This window comes from Pseudomonas sp. PAGU 2196 (assembly GCF_022179005.1).
Taxonomy (GTDB): Bacteria; Pseudomonadota; Gammaproteobacteria; order Pseudomonadales; family Pseudomonadaceae; genus Aquipseudomonas; species Aquipseudomonas kermanshahensis.
In genome coordinates this window covers 40,185-57,110 of record NZ_BNTL01000019.1, presented here as the reverse complement: position 1 = coordinate 57,110, position 16,926 = coordinate 40,185, and the positions used below count along the sequence as shown (strand labels likewise).

Genomic DNA, 16,926 nt, shown 5'->3' with positions numbered 1-16,926 from the left:
GGCCTCAATCCTCCGAGAAGTCCCACGGTTTAAAGTCGGCTGGTACGGCATACTGCTTGAGGGCTTCACGCGCCCTGGCCACTTCGGCGTCGGTCATCCGTCGTGGGGCTGGACCCGTAACTGGTTTCTGCAACCGAGCCAGGTGCCCTCGGGATTCGGCATCCTTGAGGAACTGGTAGAGCATCAGCACCTTGAACACCGCCGTGTTGCCGCGTGGGTGATCTTCGAAAACCCTGAACATCTCGCGCAAAGACTCCAGCTTCTTCACCGGGATGCTCTCCAATGTCCTTTCCAGCCAGTCGAGGTCCATCACCGCTGACTCAGGGTCGGCCTTGGCGGCTTCGATGAGCGGGCTGCCGGGGCGAAAGCAGCCGACAACGCCGGTCCTGGCCTGACGCTTTTTGTATGCCGCCAGTGCCGCCTCCCCGAACACGTTCGGTCGCTTACTCATGATCCACCCCCTCGACTTTCGGGAGGTCGTCAGGGACGGTGTTCTCCATGAGGTAGGAATAAACAACCTCTGGCTTTTTGCCTTGCCAGTACGTTTGTCTGCGCCAGCACAGTGCTCTACGGCTGGCATTGGTGGGGCTACCTACCTGGACGGCACCTGCTTTGCGCGCTGCCCGGCTCACCGACGATGGGGTCAGGTCCAGGCCTCTAGTTGCGGTGGAATAGAGGGTGCCCAGCTGTGCGCATATGTCCTGAGCGCGACCAATGTCTTTGGCAAAGAAATCTTTGCCCTCGGCGAAGCATTCCGCGAGGAGTGCCACCAGCGGATTGCGCGATTCCTGCTGCATCTCCAGTGCGCCGGCTGTCTGCGGCACGTCATCAAACGGGTTGTAGTGGTCGGGGTGCTGCCAGTTAGCGAATAGGCCAGCCACCAGCTCCGGACCTTCCTCACCTGAACAGAAATTCTCCCAGGCGACCCGTTCTGCCAGGGTTAGCGGCTGCCCATGATCCACCATCACCAGAGCACGGCGATCACCCTGCGCGAGGGGCAAGCAATCGAGGTTGTTCGTCGAGATTACATAGTGCGTGAAGTTGCGTACCTGCTTTGACCCGATGCGCATCTGCCGCGAGGCCACGTATTCCTCGGTAGTCCGGCTCTTGAACCGCTCGTACCCAATCGCTGATCGGCTTGCGGATTGCGGCATCTCATGCACGAAGACCACCCGCTTGTGGTCCGTCAGCTCCGTGAACTTCTCGTTCAGGTCTTCGCCCGTGCAGGACGAGACCAAATCCGCGCCGAACACACGCATGAATAGCTTGAAGAGCTTCGACTTGCCGGTGCCGCCGTACTCCGAGTACATCACGGTGAACCACGGCAACCTGACCTCAGGGTGTTGGTAGATCCAGGCATACGCGGCGAGGAAGAACGTTACAGTGCGGTTGCAGTCCGGGGCGAACCCGCAGAAGCGGCGTAGCTGGTTTATGAATATCTGCACGCGTGGGTCATCCAGGGTGACGCCCTCGGCAGGGGTTGCCATGTCTTCTTTGTAGACGTACCAAAGATTCAGCACTTCGGGGTCACGGTACTGGTAGCCGAACCTTGCGTCTCCAGTGCGCTCCGGGTCGTTGGTGGGTTCCATCGTGGTGCGTCTCACCACCCGGCGCCCAGGCCACTTGTGCCCAAGCCACCAATCACCAATGGGAACGGTCTTCTGCATGCGTGCGGCTGGTACGCCCTCGCTGGCGGGGACCAGCCACTCCAACGTCACTTCGCCATAATACTCGGCGGTGTGCTGCCCGAAGCCATCGCGCGCCATGCGGTCACCGCTCTTTTTGTGTAAGGCTTGGCTGGTGGCCCCCGTTGATACTATCGCGAAGTCCCCTGAAAGCTTGTCCAACTGAGCCCTCGATATAGCATCTGGCCAAGGGTAGGCTTTCAGCTCTGATTGCGGAGTGGGTGGCGGCACAATGTTGGTGTCCGCTCCAGCCGTTACTGGCACAGGGGTAGCCAATGGCTGGTTGGCGGCGCCGTCCTGGCGGTTGCGCGCCATGCTGGCAATCAGTGAGGCTGCACCGGCTGCGGTGAAGTCGACGGTCGATGTAAAGCTATTCATATGGAGTCATCCTTTAGCCCGGCAGCGCTTACGGCGCTTGTCCGGGTTCTTGTTGGCCAATGGACGCCCATAAGTGGTTGCGGTGCTGCGCTCTGACGGCGCGGTCACGTTCATGCGGTTTGCTGCATTGGCTTAGTGCCGCAAGCGCGCGGTTTTTGCGCTTGCCGGTCGAGCCAGGCGTAGACTTCTTCAAGATCCCATACGGCAACCTTGGCGCGCCCTGTGCTGCGCAGTCCGCCGAGAGAAATAGTGCCTGGGAAGGGGTCGTCTGCGAGCTTCATCCACTCGTAGACAGTCGTGCGGCCGACCGGGAGGATTTGCAGGATGTCGCGCAGCTGCCCGTAGCGGCTGGTGCGAGGGGGGACGGCGTTTTGGGTTTGCGGTGCGTTCATGGTAGACCTCGAAATCAACGAGCCGAGCGCTGTGGCTGGCTTGCTGATCCCGATGGCGACTGTTTCTTCCGTGTCGCGCTTCGATCTACCTGTCAGGCTCCTATGGCGGGCCTTGGGGCGGGGATAGCGTGGGTTAGGTGCTCCGCTTCCTGCAGTCACCTATCAAGTGCATTCACGATAGTCCGGTATCATTGGTTATGCAACGGTTCTTGAACCGTCGTGCTATTGCCGCTCGTCAGCTTGGCCTCTTCGCGTAGTTGATCCAGCCAGTCAGCGTAGATCTGCATGGCTTCGATCCGCTCCGGCATAAGGTCGTCACGGTCATAGGCGCCGCCGAGGGGGTCTTTCGTTTCGTGCCCCATCGCCAGTTCCAGCACATCGGGGTCTAACTTGAGGTGTCGTTTGCCGAGTGTTCGCCAGGTGGCGCGGAATCCGTGGGGCGTCACCGTGCCCACGCTGTATTCCATTTGCTTGGTCAGCAGCAGACGTATGCTCTCCGGGTGCATTGCTCTATCCGGTGCGAGTCGAGAGGGCAGCACATATTCGGCCTGGCCCATGCGCCGCTCTCGAAGCTCGCGCAGGATTTCGACCGCTTGGCGGGGCAGGGGCACACGGTGGAGCCTGTCGACCTTCGGCATGGTGTAGTCCCACCAGCCGGTGTCCAGGTCCAGATCCGCCCACCGCATCGTCGCCAGCTCGCTCGGCCGTACCGGCAGCATGGTCAGCAATCGCATGCCGTACCAGCTCGGGCTGCGCAGCGGGTGTGCCTCCAGCTTGCACAGGAAGTGACCCAGGTCCGCAGGGTCGAGGATCGCCGCGTGGTGGCTCTTGGCACGCGGCTCGCCCTTCTTGCGCTTCGATATCAGTCCCTCGCAGCCGTCAGCGACGTTGCTTTCCACGTAGCGAGCTACCTTGGCGTAGTCCAGCACGCGCTTGATCACGCTGAATGCGTAGCGCTCGGCGGTAGGGCGCTTTGGGTCCGATTTCTGATAGGGCAGCAAGGCCTGCCTGATGTGTTCAGGGTTGATCTGCTTTATGGGGGTATCGCCAACTGGGACGCCGTTTACGGTGATCCCGTAGATGGCGGCCAGTGCGTAGCGGTGGCCCTTTTCGGTGCTGGGTGACCACTCGTTGGCTGTCAGGTTGTGCTCGACGAATTCAACCGCCACGGCCCGGAAGGTCTGTGCCTGCTCGGCACGCCTGACTGCGACTTTGGCCTGCTTTTCGGCCTTCGGATGGATGCCGTCACGGGCACCGGCTTTCACGCCCACAGCTGCGCTGCGAGCGTCCTGCAGCCCCATGTGATCGCTCGGCAGCGGAACACCCTCCTTGAGGATGTAAAAGCGGCCCAGCGTGTGAACGAACTCCTTACCGTCGACCCAGTAGCGCAGCCGCCAGGACCGAGTGCCGGTTTCCGTCACGATCAGGGACAAGCCACGCACAGTACCGTCTGGATGGGTACCGAGCTTGGCGCTGCGCACCGTGGAATCGGTGAGCGGCTTCTTTGCTGCCGCGCTGGCGGCTTTCTTCGGCTGGGTGGCCATAACTGTATATCCGGTGCCGTAACGGGTCTGTGGTCACGGTAGAATATACAGTTTTAGGCCGGATAGTGGCGAACCCAGACGAACGAGTGCGAACAACAACGGACTGGTGAAATGCCCGTAATTACTCGGCTTTGCGCTCTGCGGCCTTGAGTTCCTTGATTCGCGTATCGATCAGCTGGCACTTGTCCGGCAGGTCCTTGCTCGCCGTCCCCAGCTCCATACCCTGGAGCTCATCGTTGATCTCCTTGGCCTTCTGCGGGTTCTGTTCGGTCAGCTGGCTGACCAGCCCGGCCAGTTCTTCGCGCTTCTGGGTGGCCTCCTCCGGCGTACAGGCCCAAGCGGGCAGGGCGCAGAGCAAGGCGGTTGCACAGGTGATGCGCAGCAGCGATTTCATCCTTTCTACCTCTTGCGTTGGCTATGCGCGGTGGAGGGCGGTACATGCCTTGAAGTTCAGCCTGGACGACCGGCGGGCTCGATAACCCGCAGGTGCAAGATAACCAACAGTTAGTGTGCAAGGTGAGGTTTTGCCGTCATGTCTATACCCAACGCCTTCATGACTGCGAGGAACGATTTAAGGGTCGGATTGCCGTGTTCGCTGAACGACCGGTAAAGTTGCTCACGAGACAAGCCGGTTTCTTTCGCCAGATCGCTCATCCCTTTTGCACGAGCCACTACGCCAACGGCTTTGGCCACGTAGCTGGCATCACCCGTCTCCAGCGCATCGGACATGAATTGAGCAATGGCTTGCGGTGTGGTCAGGTAATCGGCCGCATCGAACTCAAAAAATGTTTCAGTCATTTTGCATCCTCCAGGAACGCAGGATTTCGTGAGCCGCTTTGATGTCCCGCCGCTGGCTGCTCTTGTCCCCGCCGCAAAGCAGTATTACCAACGTATCGCCTGCTTGGTGAAAGTACACCCGGTAGCCCGGACCTTGTTGAATTCGGAGTTCACTCACGCCGTGGCCAACTGCCAAGACGTCACCAGGCAGGCCCTCCATCAAACGGTTAATACGAGCAATGATCCGGATACGCGCCATTTCGTCCCGGAGCCCATGCACCCAATGTCTGAAACTGCTGGATTCGATCTTCTTCATTGGGTGAATGTAGTTTATAAATCACAAGGGGCTAGCGCATCAAATGGTTTCTGTTTTTTTCTGAACACGACCCGCCGCAGGCAGGTCCCAACCTGTGTACCCCTTCCGTCCACAGCAGGAGCCTGCCGCCATGAGCACCACCTACGACTGGGACTTGATCGAACGCTTGCTGCATGAAGTGCAGAACAGCGCTGGTCACAGCTTTACGCCACGCCCCTACGCCGAGCAGCACGCCGCGGCGCTAGCCGCCAAAGGCCAGCCGATAGGCGATCTGGACCACTTGAAGACCCGGGCCTGCGAATACGAAAAACTGCTGTTCGAGCGAGGCTTTATCGAAAGTCGTCCTGATGAAGAGGGGGGCAACGGCGAAAACTTCGTCCTCAGCGAACGCGGTTCGCGCCTGTTGAGCCTGATCGACAGCAGCATTCCGGGCTTCGAGCACCCGCGTCAGGTCTTGGATGAACAAGCCGATGCGTTGGATGAAGCGACCTTTGAGCAGGTGTCATCGAAGGCACAGATTGCTTGAGGTCGTTTTGAGGGTGGCACGGGTGGGCCTGTAAACCCGATAATCGGCAGTCTTTGAAGACTGCCGAGCTGATCCCATGCCAATGATTACCCCAAAGGCCCGCCGATGAGCGCGGCCCGGAAGAACCCCGACGCCTTCGCTTTCCAGGTCATGCTTGGGTTATGCCTGATTTGGGGCTGCCAGCAAGTGCTGATCAAGACGGCTGCCGTCGACATCGCTCCGGTCATGCAGGCCGCCTTGCGCAACTGCATCGCCGCCGTGCTGGTGGGCCTGATGATCTGCTGGCGCGGTGGTTGGGAGCAGGTGGGCAGCACTTGGCGCGCCGGGCTGTTGGCGGGTGGGTTGTTTGGTGTCGAATTCTTGTTCATCGCTGAAGGGTTGAAGCTGACGTCGGCAGCGCACATGTCGGTCTTCCTCTACACGGCACCCGTTTTCACGGCGTTGGGCCTGCACTTCATGCTGCCCAGTGAGCGGCTGCGGCTGCTGCAGTGGTTGGGGATCTTGCTGGCCTTCGGCGGGATTGCCACTGCGTTTGCCGGTGGCATGTCGTTTGAAGAAATGGACAGCCGCACGTTGCTGGGCGATGCCTTTGGCGTTGTGGCGGGGCTGGCCTGGGGTGCGACGACGGTGGTGGTGCGCTGTTCCCGGCTTTCGGAAGCGCCGGCGACCTTGACCCTCTTCTATCAGTTGGCGGTGGGCTTTGCCGGGTTGCTGCTGATTGCCTTGCTCAGCGGCCAGATCGGCGCGGTGTCGCTGACGCCTTTGGCGGTGGGCAGTGTGCTGTTCCAAGGGATCGTGGTGTCGTTTGTCAGCTACCTGACCTGGTTCTGGTTGTTACGCAAATACCTGGCGTCGAACCTCGCGGTGTTTTCGTTCATCACGCCGCTGTTCGGCGTCACGTTCGGCGTGCTGCTGCTGGATGAGCCGCTGAGTGTGAACTTCGTACTTGGCGCGGTGATGGTGTTGCTTGGCGTAGTGCTGGTGAGCGCAGAGCCTTGGGTGAAGCAGCAATTGCGCAAATGGGTGGGGTGATAGCCGCTGCCCTAGGCTTCACTGACCGTCAACCGAAACCCCTGTAGGAGCAGCCTTGCGCTGCGAAGAGGCCAGTGGCAGCAGCGAGCATCTACGTTGTTGCGACTGGCCTCTTCGCAGCGCAAGGCTGCTCCTACACGGATTGCGCAGTGGTTGAAGGGGCCGCCAGGCAGCTGGGGTTGGCATGGGCTGCAGTCAGCACCAACACCCCGGCCACTGCCAACCCGCTCGCAGCCAGCAGCAACGCCAGTTGCAGGCTCCCCGAGTAGTGGTTGCTGACTGCCGCCAACAACGGCCCGCTGAGTTGCCCGAGTGCAAAGCACGCAGTGAGCAGCCCGGCATTACGCTGCGTCGCGTGCGGCGCCAGCTCCCGCGAGCGCTGCATCACCAGCTGCATGCAGGCCAGGAACGGCGCGCCGCACAGCACCACACCCAACCCCAAGCCAAGGCCACCGCCCATCAGGCATGCCAGCACGCCGATCCCTTGCAGCCACAGGGTGGCGGTCAGCCAGGCAGAGGTCCGGCCGGCCCGGCGCACGCTCACCAGCAGCACGCCCAGCGCGGCTGCCAGGCCAAAGGCCGGCCAGAACAGGTCGGCCATCCACTGGCCGTGAAACTGCTGGTTGGCCATCTGTGACAAGAAGGTGGCCGGCAGGATGTAACCAACGCCGTACAAGGCATAGACCAGCCCAAGGCGCGCAATCCCAGCATTGCCTACCCTACCGGGCTGCGCAGTGGCCGGGTGCACCGTTTGCGCTTGCGCCTGCGGCAACCAGGGCCGTACGGCCAACAGCATCATCAGTGCCGCCACCGCGTAGATCAGCCACAGCGCTGCCGAACCCAGACCCAGCCCATGCGCAACCAGTGCCAGCAGCCCGGTAACGGCGATCCCCAGGCCCGGCCCGGCAAACACCAAAGCGCCCAAGCGGGGTTGATGGTGTGCGTTGGCAACCTGCTGGCTGAGGCTGGTGATCATCACCAATACCCAGGCGCTGGCCACGCCGGTACCGAAGCGCAACAGCAGGTGGCTCCAGAAGCCATCGGCGGCCCACGAGGCCAAGGTCAACAGCACGCACAGCCACAGGCCACCCTGCAGGCGCAGGCGTACCTGGGCAGGCTTGCGGGCGAACATGCCATCCACCGCACCGATGAAGTAACCCAGGTAATTGGCCGCCGCGACCAGCCCGGCGGCCGTGAGGTCGAACTGGCCTTCGGCGATCAGTTGCGGCAGTTGTGGGGTCAGGGCGAAGCGGCCGATGCCCATGGCCATCATCAGCGCCACGGCGCTGGCCAGCAGTTGTATACGGGGCGACATGGAAGGGCTCCTGCACGTTGGTAAGCGATGGATGGCAGGTTAGGGGGCTTTCGCATTCAATAAAATTGAATAATGATGATGAAGTTGTTCTGTTTTGGAGAAAGGTATGGAGTTCAGCCAACTGCGCATCTTCCAGGCGGTGGCCGAGGAAGGTTCGGTCACACGCGCCGCCGAGCGCCTGCATCGGGTGCCGTCGAACCTGTCGACGCGCCTGCGCCAGCTCGAAGAGCAATTGGGCGTGGAGCTGTTTCTGCGCGAGCGCCAGCGCCTGCAATTGTCGCCCGCGGGCAAGGTGCTGCTGGACTACGCCAATCGCTTGTCGGCGCTACGTGAAGAGGCGATGGCGGCCGTGCAAGGTGGCCAGCCGGCGGGGGAGTTTGTGCTGGGCACCATGTACAGCACCGCAGCCACCCACCTGCCGGCGTTGCTGGCGCGTTATCACCAGGCGTACCCGGCGGTGAACCTGCAGGTGCGTGCAGCGCCCAGCGGTGAGCTGTTCGAGGGCTTGCTCAGCCATGGCCTGGACGCGGCCTTGGTAGATGGCCCGCCAAGCCTGGCCGGGCTGGACGGTGTGCCGCTGTGCGAGGAACAGCTGGTGTTGATCACCAGCCCCGAACACCCGCCCGTGCACACGGCAAAAGACGTGGCAGGCAAAGCGGTGTTCACCTTCCGCCAGGGCTGCTCATACCGGATGCGCCTTGAGGCCTGGTACGCCCACGCCCATACGCCGATGGGGCGGGTGATGGAGATCGAGTCGTACCAGAGCATGCTGGCCTGCGTGATTGCCGGCGCGGGCGTGGCCATGATGGCGCAGTCCATGCTCGACAGCCTGCCTGGGCGCGACCGGGTGCGGGTCCACCGGCTGCAGGCACCCTTCGATCAGGCGGTCACGTGGTTGATGTGGCGCCAGGGCATGCGTGGGGCAAATTTGCAGGCCTGGATCGATCTGCAACAAAGCGAAACGATTAACCAATCGTCGGAATGCGCCGTTCAGGCTTGATCCGCGTCAAAATGGCCCTTATCTCTAAGACCAGATGCATGCGCAATACAGGACATCGGGCTATGATCTGTATGAAACATCACTGGATTGATTGACCGTGAGGCTGACCCGTCAAGGGGGCACTATGAAGAAACCACTGTTCAACTGGCTCCACGACTTGGCTGTCGCACTGGGGTTGATTCCACCCCCCCTGCAGCCGGTGCCGATCCCGACTGATGAAGAGCAGCGCAAGCGCCAACCGCGCCGTCGCTGAAATGACAAAGGCCGCCGCATCATTGCTGATGCGGCGGCCTTTTTGTTGCGGTGAATCGTCTATATGGCCTAGTGCGTATCAGGCCAGCTTGACTGCTGCCATCGATTTACGCGACATCAGGCTGACTGCGACAAAGCTCACCAGGCCAACTGCCAGGCTGTAGTAGATCGGCGTGTTGGCTTCCAGCCCATCCTTGAACATGAACAGCAGCGCAGTAGCGAAGCCCAGCGACATGCTGGCGATGGCGCCTGCGGTGGTTGCGCGTTTCCAGAAGATCGCACCAATCAGCGGGATCAGCATGCCGCCGACCAGCAGGTTGTAGGCCAAGGTCAGGGCGTTGATCACATCGTTCACCACCAAGGCGATACCCAGTACCACCAGGCCGGTCAGCAGGGTGAACAGGCGGCTGATGGCCAGGCTCGACTGCTTGCCGCCACGCAGCTTGGGCAGCAGGTCTTCAGTCAGTGTGGTGGACGCGGCCAGCAGGCCGGCGCTGGCAGTCGACATCATGGCCGCCAGGGCCGCCGCCATCAGCAGGCCACGAATGCCATCGGGCAGGGTGCTCTTGATCATCTCCGCAAAGGCATTGTTTGGGTTGGCCAGGTCGGGCATCAGTACGTGCGCGGCCATGCCGATCAGGGCGCACGCCAGGCCGTACACCACGCAGTAAACGCCTGCGGTGGTACCGGCACGTTGGCAGACCTTCTCGTCACGGGCAGTGAATACGCGCTGCCAGATGTCTTGGCCGATGAGGATGCCGAAGAAGTAGATCAGGAAGTAGGTGATGATGGTGTCCCAGCCGATGGTGGTCAGCTGGAAGCTGGCCGCAGGCAGTTTGGCCACCAAGGTGTCCCAGCCACCGGCCTTGTACAGGCACACCGGTAACAGGATGAACATCAGGCCGACGGTCTTGATGACGAACTGGACGATGTCGGTCAGGGTCAGCGACCACATGCCACCGATGGTCGAGTACAGCACCACCACGCCGCCGCCGAGCATCAGCGACATCCAGAACGGCAACTCGAGCAGCACTTGCAGCACGGTCGCCATGGCCAGGGTCGAGGTCACGCCGATCATCAGCGCGTACGCCAGCATGATCGCCGCGCTGGCCTGGCGTGCCATCGGGTTGTAGCGCCGTTCCAGAACCTGGGTCACAGTGTAGATGCGCAGGCGCAGCAGCGGTTTGGCGAGGAACAGGTTGAGGGCAATGATGCCCAGGCCCAGGGCTGCGCACAGCCAGAAGCCTGAAATGCCGTGGACATAGCCCAGGCGCACAGTGCCGACGGTGGAGGCGCCGCCGAGTACGGTAGTGGCCATGGTGCCCATGTACAGGGTCGGGCCGAGGTTGCGTCCGGCCACCAGGTAGTCTTCCTGGGTTTTTGCCCGACGCATGCCATACCAGCCAAGCCCGAGCATGCCGGCGGTATAGATCATTACAACGATGATGTCCAAGGCCATTGGGGGTCTCCCGATTATCTTTATTATGGCGAGATCGACCGCACGGGCTTAGCGCCACCCGGCGGTCTAGTCTTGTGTTGGCGGGCCTCAGTGGCCCTCCCTCATGGCTCCTGCCGGGGTATTGCAGTCAAGCGGCGTCGTGCTATCGCCAGGATCAGCGACGCACGACGCCCGGCAGCACGCAGAGCATCTCGAACAGCAGGTTGGCGCCGAGCAGCGAGGTGTTGCCGGTGGTGTCGTAAGGCGGGGAGACTTCGACGAGGTCACAGCCGATCAGGTCCAGGCCGTGGCAGCCGCGAATGATCTCCATCGCTTGGATCGTGGTCAAGCCTCCAATTTCAGGCGTGCCGGTGCCTGGGGCCCAAGCGGGGTCGATACCGTCGATGTCGAACGACAGGTAAACCGGGCCGCCGCCGACTTTTTCACGGACTTCGGCCATCAGCGGTTCCAGCGATTTGTGCCAGCATTCCTCGGCCTGCACCACGCGGAAGCCCTGGCGACGGCTCCAGTTGAAGTCGTCGGCGGTGTAGCCCTGGGCGCGCAGGCCGATCTGCACAACGCGGTCACAGTCGAGCAGGCCCTCTTCCACAGCGCGGCGGAAGGTGGTGCCGTGGGCGATCTTCTCGCCGAACATGTGGTCGTTGACGTCGGCGTGGGCATCGATGTGCACGAGGCCGATCTTGCCGTGCTTTTTATGCAGGGCGCGCAGGATCGGCAGGGTGATGGTGTGGTCGCCGCCCAGGGTCATCGGGATAACGTTGTGCTCGACGATTTCGTCGTAGGCTTCTTCGATGATGCGCACGGCGTCGAGCAGGTTGAAGGTGTTGATGGCCACGTCACCGATGTCGGCGACCGACAGCGAGTCGAATGGCGCAGCCCCGGTAGCCATGTTGTACGGGCGGATCATCACCGACTCGGCGCGGATCTGACGCGGTCCGAAGCGGGTACCGGAGCGCAGCGAAGTGCCGATGTCCAGGGGCACGCCGATGAATGCGGCATCCAGGCCGGCGGCGCTTTGCAGGTGGGGGAGGCGGAGCATGGTGGCGATGCCGCCGAAACGCGGCATTTCGTTGCCGCCCAGTGGTTGGTGGAGAGTCTTGTCCACGGTGGGCCTCATCAGTCGGTCGATTGTTGTGTTTGTTCGAACCTGTGCCGCGGCGCGCCTGTGTAGTCTGGTTGTGCCGGCGGGCAGGACATTTCGGCCGAGTTTGCGCAAGGTAGTGCGTAGGAAGAATCGCTACCGGCAAATACTTACTTCAGGAATTTCTGAACTAATGCCCGCGCAACCAGTTAGACTTCACGCATTTACTGTTGCGGAACCGTTGCACCATGACCTCGACCCTGCCCGATCTGAAACTGCTGCGCATCTTCGTCAGCGTGGTGCGTCACCAGGGCTTCGCCAACGCCCAGCGCGATTTGAACCTGTCGACGTCAGCCATCAGCACCTACATGAGCCAGCTGGAGGGCGGGTTGGGGATTGTGCTGTGTCACCGTGGTCGCGGCGGTTTCAGCCTCACCAGCAAAGGCGAGCTGTTCCATCAGGAGAGCCTGCGCCTGCTGGCCGAGCTGGATGGCTTCGAGCAATATGCCGCGGCCCTCAAGGGTGAACTGCGCGGCACGCTCAACCTGGGCGTGATCGACTCCACCGTGGGTGACCGCGCGCTGCCTCTGGCCGAAGCCATCGGCGCCTACAGCCAGGAGCACCCGGCGGTGCACTTGCACCTGTCGGTGTCCAGCCCGTACGAACTGCAATTGGGTGTACAGGACAACCGCCTCGACCTCGCCATCGGGGCATTCTCTTCGCGCATGAGCGGCCTGGTTTATCAGCCGCTGTACCGTGAGCAGCACTGGCTGTACTGCAGCAGCCGCCATCCGTTGTTCAACGAGCGGCGCATCCCTGAGCAGGTGGTGACCCAGCAGCGCATGGTCGGGCGTGGCTACTGGAGCCAGGCAGAGCTGGCCCGGCATGGCTTCAAGCACAGTGCGGCGACGGTGGAAAGCATGGAGGCGCAGCTGATCCTGATTCTCTCCGGTGCCTACATTGGCTACCTGCCAGAGCATTACGCCCAGGCTTGGGTGGAGAAGGGCGATCTACGGGTGTTGTCGCCGTCTACCTTCGGCTATCAGGCACCCTTTTCTTTGATCATTCGTCGTGGCCGCAGCCGCGAGCCGTTGATTCAGACGTTCCGCGACCTGCTTAAAAGCCAGCTGAACGTGGGCTGATACACAGCCTGTTCATGCATTCCGTCGGGACGGGCTCAATTCCTACAGAACATGACCGCTAACCTGATAGCGCTCTGCTAAACATCAACTTGCGCTGATGATTCCTCCCTATTTCATCCTGCAAGGATCGCCCAAGATGCGCATGAATTTGCCCGTCACTGAGCACGAAAGAACCTTCTCCAGCGATCAACGCCTGATCTCCACGACGGACCTCAACAGCCGCATCACCTACTGCAATGACGCCTTCGTGGCGATCAGCGGTTTTACCTACGACGAACTGGTCGGCCAGACCCACAACCTGGTGCGTCACCCCGACATGCCCCCGGCGGTGTTCGGGCACATGTGGGACACCATCAAGCAAGGCAAACCCTGGATGGGTGTGGTCAAGAACCGCGCCAAAAACGGCGATTACTACTGGGTCAGCGCTTACGTCACCCCGGTGTATGAGCAGGGCAGGGTCAGTGGCTATGAGTCGGTGCGTTCAGTGCCGACACGTGAGCAGATTCGCCGTGCCGAAGCGCTTTACGCGCGCTTGCGGTCCGGTCGTTCGCCGGTGTCGTGGGCGGCGCGGCTAGGGCATGAAATGGGGCACGGCTGGCCACTGATCGGCGCGGGCCTGCTGTCGGCGGCAAGCTACCTGTGGCTGCCGCCCTACGCGGCCCTGGGGGTGCTGATGAGCAGCCTGTTGCTGGCCTGGTACCTGGTCGAGCATCACCACAGCCAGGCCATTCGGCGCACACTTGGCGAGCACCCGAAAGCCTTCACCAGCCCGTTGGTGGCGTTGACCTACAGCGACAACCTGGGCCTGCAGGGCCAATTGGACATGGCCATCATCAGCGAAGAGGCCCGCTTGCAAACCGCCTTGACCCGCCTGGTCGACGCCGGCGTCGGGGTGAAGTCGCGGGCGGCGCAGTCGGCTGATCTGTCCGACGCCCAGGCGCAGATGCTTGACCGCCAGCGCAACGAAACCGACCAGTCCGCCACGGCCATCGCGCAGATGGCGGCGACTATCCAGGAGGTTACCCACAACGTTCAAAGCACCGCCCATGCGGCAGGCGATGCCGACCAGTTGGCGCAGCAAGGCAGTGAGTTGGCCCAGCAGAGTCTCAAGGCCATGGGCAGCATGAGCGATGCGGTCAACGACATCGGCCAGGCGGTCAACGCATTGGCCGAGCAGACCCAGTCGATCGGTAGCGTGGTCGATACGATCACCTCGATTGCCGAGCAAACCAACCTGCTGGCGCTCAATGCCGCCATCGAAGCAGCGCGCGCCGGGGAGCAGGGGCGCGGCTTTGCCGTGGTGGCCGATGAGGTCCGCTCTTTGGCCCAGCGTACCCGTGCCTCGACCGAGGAGATCCATCAGATCATCGCCTCGTTGCGGGCAGGGGCAGAGCGGGCAGTGAGCACGGCCAGCCGCGGCGAGCAGATTTCGCGCGACAGCGTACACAGTGTCGAAGCGGTGCAGGCGGCGTTGACCGGTATCGCCCAGGCGGTCAGCCGGATTACCGGCATGAGCCAGCAGATGGCGACGGCTTCTGAGCAGCAAAGCCATGTTGCCGAGGATATCAACCAGCAGATCGTGAGGATTGCACAGCTGTGTGATCAGAGCGCCGGGCAGGCCAGGCAAGGGGCGGAAATCAGCCAGGACCTGGAGCGCATGGCGGAGTATCTGCATAGCTTGGCGGAGCGTTTCAACCGCTGACATTCAGCGTATCCCACAAGGAAGTGGGGCTTTTCTGCAGGGCTATGGCACACTGCGCCCGGTAAGGAGAAGCCGATGCCCAGACCCCGCTGCGAGCGCTGCCAGCGCCCGCTCGACCACTGCCTTTGCCCACTGATACCCTCGCTCGACAGCCGCACCCGCGTGGTTCTGCTGCAGCACCCCAGTGAAAGCTCGCACGCCCTGAATACCGCCCGCCTGGCCGCCCTTGGCCTGGTCAATGCCGAATTGCGCGTTGGCGAGGTGTTCGACGACCTCGTTGAATTGCTGCAGACACCAGGCTACCGGCCGGCGCTGCTGTTCCCGGGTGAGCATGCCCGGGTGCTGACGGCTTATGGTGAGGGGGATGACAGGCCCTTGCTGTTGATCGTGCCCGACGGTACCTGGCGCAAGGCACGCAAGCTGCTGTACCTGAATCCGTTGCTGGAGGCCTTGCCGCGTGTGACGCTGGGGGCGGTCGCGCCTTCGCGCTACCGGTTGCGCAAGGCGCCGGAGCCGGGGGCATTGTCGACCCTTGAGGCGGTGGTGGAGGCGCTGAACGTGCTGGAGCAGCCAGCCCGGTACGACGCACTGCTCAAACCGTTCGAGGCGCTGATCGAGGGGCAGATCAAAGCCATGGGTGCCGAGACGTTCCAGCGTAATCACGGCACCCCATAAACGTGTAGGAGCAGCCTATGCGCTGCGAAGAGGCCAGTGAAAACAGCCAGGATTAACTGCGCTTTCACCGGCCTCTTCGCAGCACAAGGCTGCTCCTACGCGTGACGTGGATCAGTCAACAGTCAGGTTGCCCCGACTGTTGATCAACGCATCTCAGGCAGCTGTGCGTCGGTCTTCACCTCATTGCTGGCAATGGCTTCTGGCGGCAGCGAAATACGCTGCTTGCTCAACAGTTCACCCATGGTTGCCAACACGCGGTACATCGAGAACTCCTCGGTGTAACGCACTTCGGTGTAACGACGGTCGGCGTTGTACAGCTCGTTCTCACTGTCGAGCACGTCGAGCAGGGTACGTTGGCCAAGGCCGAACTGATCCTGGTAAGCCGCGCGCACGCGCTTGGTGGTTTCGGCGTATTCACGCGCAGTCGGGGTCTGCTTGCGTGCGTTGTTCATGGCGTTCCAGGCCAGGCTCAGGTTCTCGGTCAGCTCGCGCAGGGCGTTGTTGCGGATGTCCAGGGCCTGGTTGATCTTGTGGGCATCGGACTGCAGGCGGGCCTTGTCGCTGCCGCCGCGGAACACGTTGTAGTTCAGCTCGACACCGGCCTGCCAATCGTTGTTGCTGTGGCCCTTTTCACCGCCAAGGTTGTTGTTGGCACCCGTGGCCAGCACAGCGTCCAGGCGTGGGTAGAAGGTCGACTTGGCCACTTCATATTGCCGCTCGGCCGCATTGACGTCGGCCTGGGCGGACTTGATGTAAGGGTTGTTCTGGCGCATGCCTTCCCGGGCATCGTCGAGGGTGCCAGGAATTTCAACCTTGATCGATTGCGGCCCTTCCAGTTCATCGGGGTGTTTGCCGATGACGCTGAAGAAGTTGGCCTCGGCATCGGCAAGGTCGACTTCGGCGGTGTCCAGGTTGTTCTCCGCCAAGGCACGGCGGGCGCGGGACTGATCGAGGTCGGCGGTGCTGCCGACGCCGCGCTCGGTGCGCAGGCCGATCTGGTCGTTTACCCGCAGGTGGGCTTGCAGGTTGTTCTTGGCCAGCGTCACCAGCTCACGGCGCTTGAGCACTTCGAGGTAAACCTCCACTGCGCGCAGGGCAACATCCTGGGCGACCGCCTGGGTGTAGTAGGCGCGGGAGGTGGCGACCGCTTCGGTGCGGCCTACTTCGTTCGAGGTGTTGAAGCCATCGAACAGCATCTGCCGCAGGCGCAGCTCAGACTGGGTGTAGCTGAGGGTGGCCTTGTCATGGTTGCGCGTACCGTCGGGGTTGGTGCCGCGAGTATTGAGGTTGTCCGAACGCTGGCGGCCATAGCCTGCGACCAGGTCAACGGAAGGGTAGTAGCCGCCACGCGCGAATTTCACGTCTTCATCGGCAGACAGCTTGCTGTTGCGGTTGGAGCTGATCTGCGGATGGTAGTCCACGGCGCTCTGAACAGCCTCGGTAATCGACATCGCCTGTACGTTGGCACACGCCATTGCCAACAGTAATGCACTGGTGATGGGGGTCAAAACGCGCATGGGTACCTCTCCCTGATCCTAAAATAAGTCCTGCTGGTCGCCAAAAAAATGACGATATAGTTATCATGCAAATCGTTTCAGGTTTTTAACAACAGAGCTAAGAACATTCAATCAAAGTGATAAGAAGATTTTC

Annotated in this window: 18 protein-coding genes; 7 read left to right on the top strand and 11 right to left on the bottom strand. The window is 61.8% G+C overall.

Annotated features, from left to right (window positions below):
• Positions 1 to 4 precede the first annotated feature (4 nt).
• The 7 genes from MFF34_RS17530 to MFF34_RS17500 all read right to left on the bottom strand — a co-directional run bounded on the left by MFF34_RS17530 (position 5) and on the right by MFF34_RS17500 (position 5,092).
• Complete coding sequence (locus MFF34_RS17530; protein WP_238215548.1) at positions 5 to 451, bottom strand: hypothetical protein; 447 nt, start codon at positions 449 to 451, stop codon at positions 5 to 7.
• A complete protein-coding gene (locus MFF34_RS17525) occupies positions 444 to 2,063 on the bottom strand; it encodes a primase-helicase family protein (RefSeq protein ID WP_238215546.1) in 1,620 nt (539 codons plus the stop codon). Before MFF34_RS17525 ends, MFF34_RS17530 begins: the two co-directional genes overlap by 8 nt.
• A gap of 110 nt (positions 2,064 to 2,173) precedes the next feature.
• A complete protein-coding gene (locus MFF34_RS17520; RefSeq protein WP_238215544.1) occupies positions 2,174 to 2,455 on the bottom strand; it encodes an AlpA family transcriptional regulator in 282 nt (93 codons plus the stop codon).
• 188 nt (positions 2,456 to 2,643) lie between these two features.
• The gene (locus MFF34_RS17515) at positions 2,644 to 3,999 is read right to left on the bottom strand and encodes a site-specific integrase (protein ID WP_238215543.1); all 1,356 of its coding nucleotides are present in this window, start codon (positions 3,997 to 3,999) and stop codon (positions 2,644 to 2,646) included.
• Between the two features lie 121 nt (positions 4,000 to 4,120).
• Positions 4,121 to 4,393, bottom strand: a complete 273-nt coding sequence (locus MFF34_RS17510) for a hypothetical protein (RefSeq protein WP_238215542.1) — start codon at positions 4,391 to 4,393, stop codon at positions 4,121 to 4,123.
• 110 nt (positions 4,394 to 4,503) lie between these two features.
• Positions 4,504 to 4,797, bottom strand: coding sequence for an addiction module antidote protein (locus MFF34_RS17505; protein ID WP_027593133.1), 294 nt, complete (start codon positions 4,795 to 4,797; stop codon positions 4,504 to 4,506).
• The gene (locus MFF34_RS17500; protein ID WP_238215540.1) at positions 4,790 to 5,092 is read right to left on the bottom strand and encodes a type II toxin-antitoxin system RelE/ParE family toxin; all 303 of its coding nucleotides are present in this window, start codon (positions 5,090 to 5,092) and stop codon (positions 4,790 to 4,792) included. The genes MFF34_RS17505 and MFF34_RS17500 overlap by 8 nt, the downstream gene beginning before the upstream one ends.
• A gap of 130 nt (positions 5,093 to 5,222) precedes the next feature.
• On the opposite strand from MFF34_RS17500, the gene MFF34_RS17495 reads away from it, so the two are divergent.
• Together MFF34_RS17495 and MFF34_RS17490 are read left to right on the top strand one after the other, a co-directional pair.
• Positions 5,223 to 5,618 (top strand): hypothetical protein, encoded by a 396-nt coding sequence (locus MFF34_RS17495; protein WP_027593132.1) that lies wholly within the window; start codon positions 5,223 to 5,225, stop codon positions 5,616 to 5,618.
• A 105-nt stretch (positions 5,619 to 5,723) separates the two neighbouring features.
• Positions 5,724 to 6,650, top strand: coding sequence for a DMT family transporter (locus MFF34_RS17490; protein WP_099430143.1), 927 nt, complete (start codon positions 5,724 to 5,726; stop codon positions 6,648 to 6,650).
• Positions 6,651 to 6,783: 133 nt separating this feature from the next.
• Here MFF34_RS17490 and MFF34_RS17485 read toward each other — a convergent pair whose 3' ends face one another.
• Positions 6,784 to 7,965 carry a YbfB/YjiJ family MFS transporter gene (locus MFF34_RS17485; protein ID WP_238215537.1) on the bottom strand — a complete coding sequence of 394 codons (1,182 nt, stop codon included), beginning with the start codon at positions 7,963 to 7,965 and terminating at the stop codon, positions 6,784 to 6,786.
• A 106-nt stretch (positions 7,966 to 8,071) separates the two neighbouring features.
• Between MFF34_RS17485 and MFF34_RS17480 the strand changes: the two genes are divergently transcribed.
• Positions 8,072 to 8,965, top strand: coding sequence for a LysR family transcriptional regulator (locus MFF34_RS17480; protein ID WP_238215535.1), 894 nt, complete (start codon positions 8,072 to 8,074; stop codon positions 8,963 to 8,965).
• 124 nt (positions 8,966 to 9,089) lie between these two features.
• Positions 9,090 to 9,218: a PA1414 family protein gene (locus tag MFF34_RS28110; RefSeq protein ID WP_256214945.1), complete on the top strand. Its 129-nt coding sequence runs from the start codon at positions 9,090 to 9,092 to the stop codon at positions 9,216 to 9,218.
• Positions 9,219 to 9,296: 78 nt separating this feature from the next.
• On the opposite strand, the gene MFF34_RS17475 is transcribed toward MFF34_RS28110, so the two are convergent.
• Complete coding sequence (locus MFF34_RS17475; RefSeq protein WP_027593128.1) at positions 9,297 to 10,676, bottom strand: sodium:solute symporter; 1,380 nt, start codon at positions 10,674 to 10,676, stop codon at positions 9,297 to 9,299.
• 154 nt (positions 10,677 to 10,830) lie between these two features.
• On the bottom strand, positions 10,831 to 11,781 hold the full coding sequence (speB, locus tag MFF34_RS17470) for an agmatinase (RefSeq protein ID WP_027593127.1): 951 nt from the start codon (positions 11,779 to 11,781) through the stop codon (positions 10,831 to 10,833).
• 224 nt (positions 11,782 to 12,005) lie between these two features.
• Between speB and MFF34_RS17465 the strand changes: the two genes are divergently transcribed.
• The 3 genes from MFF34_RS17465 (at position 12,006) to MFF34_RS17455 (ending at position 15,276) form a co-directional block, all read left to right on the top strand.
• Positions 12,006 to 12,899 carry a LysR family transcriptional regulator gene (locus MFF34_RS17465; protein ID WP_027593126.1) on the top strand — a complete coding sequence of 298 codons (894 nt, stop codon included), beginning with the start codon at positions 12,006 to 12,008 and terminating at the stop codon, positions 12,897 to 12,899.
• 136 nt (positions 12,900 to 13,035) lie between these two features.
• Positions 13,036 to 14,601 (top strand): PAS domain-containing methyl-accepting chemotaxis protein, encoded by a 1,566-nt coding sequence (locus MFF34_RS17460; protein ID WP_238215533.1) that lies wholly within the window; start codon positions 13,036 to 13,038, stop codon positions 14,599 to 14,601.
• A gap of 75 nt (positions 14,602 to 14,676) precedes the next feature.
• Positions 14,677 to 15,276: a tRNA-uridine aminocarboxypropyltransferase gene (locus MFF34_RS17455; RefSeq protein WP_238215531.1), complete on the top strand. Its 600-nt coding sequence runs from the start codon at positions 14,677 to 14,679 to the stop codon at positions 15,274 to 15,276.
• A 143-nt stretch (positions 15,277 to 15,419) separates the two neighbouring features.
• Here the strand turns inward: MFF34_RS17455 and MFF34_RS17450 are convergent, their stop codons facing one another.
• Positions 15,420 to 16,793, bottom strand: a complete 1,374-nt coding sequence (locus tag MFF34_RS17450; RefSeq protein ID WP_027593123.1) for a TolC family outer membrane protein — start codon at positions 16,791 to 16,793, stop codon at positions 15,420 to 15,422.
• Positions 16,794 to 16,926: the final 133 nt, after the last annotated feature.